At 53.4% G+C, this 4,636-nt stretch carries 5 protein-coding genes, 1 tRNA gene and 1 pseudogene; 5 read left to right on the forward strand and 2 right to left on the reverse strand.

The genetic code is table 11. From position 1 onward, the window contains the following. Positions 1 to 329: pseudogene (locus OEL57_RS14285) on the reverse strand (YkgJ family cysteine cluster protein); the annotation flags it as partial. 3 nt (positions 330 to 332) lie between these two features. Continuing rightward, complete coding sequence (locus OEL57_RS14290) at positions 333 to 1,319, reverse strand: NAD(P)H-quinone oxidoreductase (protein WP_300741346.1); 987 nt, start codon at positions 1,317 to 1,319, stop codon at positions 333 to 335. Between the two features lie 164 nt (positions 1,320 to 1,483). Here OEL57_RS14290 and surE point away from each other — a divergent pair, with 164 nt between their 5' ends. The 5 genes from surE to OEL57_RS14315 all read left to right on the forward strand — a co-directional run bounded on the left by surE (position 1,484) and on the right by OEL57_RS14315 (position 4,556). Further along, the gene (gene surE, locus OEL57_RS14295; RefSeq protein ID WP_300741347.1) at positions 1,484 to 2,230 is read left to right on the forward strand and encodes a 5'/3'-nucleotidase SurE; all 747 of its coding nucleotides are present in this window, start codon (positions 1,484 to 1,486) and stop codon (positions 2,228 to 2,230) included. A 94-nt stretch (positions 2,231 to 2,324) separates the two neighbouring features. After that, the gene (locus tag OEL57_RS14300) at positions 2,325 to 2,948 is read left to right on the forward strand and encodes a protein-L-isoaspartate(D-aspartate) O-methyltransferase (RefSeq protein WP_300741353.1); all 624 of its coding nucleotides are present in this window, start codon (positions 2,325 to 2,327) and stop codon (positions 2,946 to 2,948) included. Positions 2,949 to 2,957: 9 nt separating this feature from the next. Beyond that, positions 2,958 to 3,920 (forward strand): sigma-70 family RNA polymerase sigma factor, encoded by a 963-nt coding sequence (locus tag OEL57_RS14305; RefSeq protein WP_300741349.1) that lies wholly within the window; start codon positions 2,958 to 2,960, stop codon positions 3,918 to 3,920. A 22-nt stretch (positions 3,921 to 3,942) separates the two neighbouring features. Next, positions 3,943 to 4,458, forward strand: a complete 516-nt coding sequence (locus OEL57_RS14310) for an adenine phosphoribosyltransferase (RefSeq protein WP_300741351.1) — start codon at positions 3,943 to 3,945, stop codon at positions 4,456 to 4,458. Positions 4,459 to 4,479: 21 nt separating this feature from the next. Then, positions 4,480 to 4,556, forward strand: a tRNA-Arg gene (locus tag OEL57_RS14315). The last annotated feature ends 80 nt before the right edge of the window (positions 4,557 to 4,636 follow it).

The following is a 4,636-nucleotide window of genomic DNA, read 5'->3' on the forward strand; positions in this document are numbered from 1 at the left end:
TCAGTGATCAGGATTGGCAGTCCATGGGTGCGGCAGATAATCGGGCGAGCCTGGTACAACAGACAACAATCGTCAAGGAGGAGCGGACAACAATCCTCATTTTGAGGGTTGGACAACTGGTGCTTCCGCTGCTGACACTGCTCCGACGTCAACTGTCCGGCAGCCTCAATCAGTGCCGCCGCCTCCACCGGAAAGACCGAGATACTGATACAGCAGGAGGAACAACCGGCATGGCAGGTGAGGGCATCACCCAGCAATGTGGTGATACCCTCACAGAGTTGATCCACCTTATCCAGCAGGCGGTGATAGTTGTCCAGCGGTTGGGCCATTGGTTATTGTATTTTCAACACAATCTTACCAAAATGCTTGTCCTCTTCCATCATCCGGTGCGCCTCAACCACTTCATCAATTGAGAAGACCTTTTCAATGATCGGAACGATGGTGCGGTCAGCAAACTTGGGCAGCGCGGTTTTGGTAAACTCGGCCACCATGGCAGCCTTGTCCTTGACCGGACGGGAACGCAGGACAGAGCCGATGATCTGCTGACGCTTGACCATCATCAGAGCCAGGTTCAGTTCTGCCTTGATGCCGCTGATGATACCGATGATCACCAGACGACCGGCATAGCCCAGCGAGGCCATATTCGGTGCCAGGTACTTGGCACCGACATGGTCAAGGATCACATCCGCACCTTTCTTGTTGGTGAATTCCTTGACCGCCTCAGAAAAGTCAGGGGTGGTAGTAAAATCAACCACCAGATCAACCCCCATCGCCTTGACACGCTCCAGCTTGCTGGGGTGGGAGGTGACGATGATCTTGGTCTCCGGCACCAGCGCCTTGCAAAGCTGCACACCGGCCATGTTGACCCCGCCACCACCGCCGTGGATAATGGTGGTGTTCTTGTCCTTCAGGCCACCGATCATGAACAGGTTTGAGAAGGCAGTGATGTAGGATTCACAGACGCAGGCCGCCTCTTCAAAGGACATGGACTCCGGGATCGGCATCAGATGACTGGCGTATGCCACGGCATACTCGGCACAGGCACCGCCGCCCACCAGGGACATAACCCGCTGGCCAACCTGCCAGCCTTCCACACCGGCGCCAAGTTCTTCAATAGTACCGGCCACTTCAAGACCAAGGATCTCAGAATCACCAGGAGGTGGCGGATACTTGCCTTCACGCTGCACCAGATCAGGTCGGTTAATGGTGGTGGCAATCACCTTGACCAGCACCTGTCCTTCAGCAGGGGTTGGCTTGGTTGCCTCACCCACTTTCAACACCTCTACTCCGCCAAAACCCTCCATCAAGACTGCTTTCATACAAATCCCTCCAAATGAGATAGTGTTTGATAATTTAGAGGGTCAATCTACCTGCTCAGCCTGTTTTTGTAAACCGAAAAACATTCTGAATCCTTGATTTCAGGGCTTTTTTCTGCCATAAACGGCCTTCATTAACTCAAAAAGACAGCAGAGGTGGTACAGCTATGCAGATTATGGTCACCAACGATGATGGCATCGGCGCACCGGGCATCAAGGCCCTGGCTGAAGCACTGACAGAGCTGGGCGATGTGACGGTGGTGGCGCCGGACCGTGAACGCAGCGCTGCCGGACATTCCCTGACCCTGCATTCCCCCTTGCGGGTCTTTGAGCTGCGTAAAGGCTGGTTTGCCGTGGATGGCACCCCCACGGACTGTGTTAATATGGGCATTCACAGCCTGCTTGACTCCCCGCCGGACCTGGTGGTTTCAGGCATTAACCACGGCGGCAACATGGGGGATGACATCACCTACTCCGGTACCGTTGCCGCTGCCATGGAAGCCAATCTAATGGGTATACCGGCCCTGGCCGTATCGCTGGCCACCTACGGCCCCACCGGTCATTTCCCTGATGCAGCAAAAGTTGCTCTCCAGGTGGCGCGGATGCTGATTCAGCAAGGCGTTCCCACTGACACCTTCCTGAACCTGAATGTCCCTAACTTGCCTTTTTCAGAGATCAAAGCACCATTGATCACCCGCCAGGGCAAACGTTCATTTGTGGGAAAGATCGTGGACAAGACCGACCCCAGAGGCCGCAAATACTACTGGATCGGCAGTGAAGAACCCAGTTTTATGGATGATGAAGGGACTGACTTCAATGCAGTCGGCAAAGGACATTCCTCCCTCACCCCGCTGCACCTGGACCTGACCAACCACCGCGCTCTGGAAACCCTGAAGCAATGGCAGATTGCCTGATGCTGGACAACCGCGGCCTACTCTGGTATCGTGCCGCCGTTAATCTTCCGTAGGGGAGCATGTTTTGGTAAATTTTGAAATCGCCCGCAAACGAATGGTACAGGAACAACTCGTTAGTCGCGGCATTACCACCCCTCGTCTTCTTGACGTCTTTCAGAAGGTCCCCCGCCACCTGTTTGTACAGGAGGCCATGGCGGTACAGGCCTACAGTGACGGTCCTTTGCCGATCGGCGAAAAACAGACCATCTCACAACCGTACATTGTTGCATTAATGACTGACCTGCTGGAGCTGAACAGCAAGGACCATGTGCTTGAAATCGGTACCGGCTCAGGATACCAGACCGCCATTCTTGCCAGCCTGGTCAGACGGGTCTGGACCATTGAACGAATCCGCCCCCTGGCCATGCAGGCCCGTAAGGTACTTGATACACTGCATCTTTTGAATGTTAACATTAAAGTTGGTGACGGAACCCTGGGCTGGCCGGAAGAAGGACCATTTGACGCAATAATCGTTACTGCCGGAGCCCCGGCTATCCCTGAAACCCTGGCTGCCCAACTGGCGCCGGGAGGCCGGCTGGTCATACCGGTTGGTGATGAAGCAAGCCAGACCCTACTTCGGATTCGCAAGGCGGCAGATGGTACCCTGACACAGGAAACCGGCATCGGCTGCCGTTTTGTCCCGCTGATTGGCCAGCAGGGCTGGCAGCTCAACAGTTGAGGAGGTTTCATGTCGCTTGACACGCCCCACCAGGAACCGTTTTTGGATGCTCCAGGCCTGGATGACGAACAGGAACCACCGGTTGGCTTTGTTGCCGCCATTGAGGCAGAAGAAGACCCGACACTGGAAATTGACGATCTTCCGGCTCTGGTAGAGCAGATCTCTCTTGATGACCCGGTCAAGATTTACCTGCGCGACATCCAGCGTACCCCGCTGTTGAATGCAGAAGAAGAGAAGGCATTGGCCCGCAAGGTAGAACAGGGAGACAGGGCTGCCCGCAACAAGATGATTGAGTCTAACCTGCGGCTGGTGGTCAAAATATCCAAGCGCTACCTGAATCGTGGTCTACCGTTCCTTGACCTGATAGAGGAAGGTAATCTTGGCCTGATGAAGGCGGTAGAACGGTTCTCTCTTGAAAAGGAATGCCGCTTCTCAACCTACGCAACCTGGTGGATCCGCCAATCAATCGAACGGGCACTGGTTAATCAATCAAGAACAATAAGGCTTCCTGTTCATGTGTCTGACGACATAAGTCGCATGCTTAAAGTCTCACGTCAGATGTCACAAGAGCTGCACCGCGAACCAACGGTCCAGGAACTGGCTGAAACCATGCAGATCAAGCCGATGCATATCCGCAGGCTGATGATCCTGCTTAAACGCACCTGCTCCATAGATACGCCAATCGGAGACGGCAATGACTTCTTTCTGGTAGACACCATAGAAGATTCATCTGCGGTATCTCCCTCTGAACTGCTTGAAAATATTAATCGCTATGAACAGATCGCCGAGCATTTTGACAAACTCAGTGAAAACGAAAAAACCATTTTGGGACTGCGTTTCGGTCTTGACGATCAAGACCCTCAGACCCTGGACACCATTGGCCAGAGCTTTGGCGTTACCCGTGAAAGGATTCGCCAGATAGAGGCTAAATCCCTTGAAAAACTGAAAAGCTTTACCCAAAATATCCATTAACCTTTGTAAGGAGTACAATCCCATGGACGATCTTAAACTCACCATTCGTGACATTCCTGATTTCCCCAAAAAAGGGATCATCTTTAAAGACATCACCACCCTGCTGCAGGATGCGAAATCATTTACCCGCATGATTGACATGATCGCCAACCGCTACATTGGCCAACGGATTGACAAGGTAGTAGGCGTTGAGGCGCGGGGGTTCCTGATCGGCGCAGCCCTGGCCTACAAGCTGGGAGCAGGCGTTGTGCTGGTCCGCAAACCGGGTAAACTACCCTCTGAAACCTTCAGCAAGACCTATGCTCTGGAGTATGGCACTGACACCCTTGAAATTCACAAGGATGCCATTAAGCCGGGCGAAAAGATCCTGATTGCCGATGACCTACTGGCAACCGGCGGTACCGTTGCCGCAGTAGTGGACATGGTCAGCCAGCTGGGCGGTGATATTATTGAATGCTGCTTCATGACAGAGCTTGGGTTTCTGGAAGGCCGTAAAAAACTGCCCGAAGGAAAGGTTTACTCGCTGCTGCAATTCTGATAAAAGTAATGTCCATTTTATGTCCCCGTAGCTCAGCTGGATAGAGCACTTCCCTCCTAAGGAAGGGGCCGGACGTTCAAATCGTCTCGGGGACGCCAATCACTATTGAATCCGATAACTGCTTTTGCAGCTGTCGGATTCTTTTTTTCCGCTGCCCAGCGTATCGCTCCGGCCAGTG

This window comes from Trichlorobacter sp., assembly GCF_030247655.1.
Lineage (GTDB): Bacteria > Desulfobacterota > Desulfuromonadia > Geobacterales > Pseudopelobacteraceae > Trichlorobacter.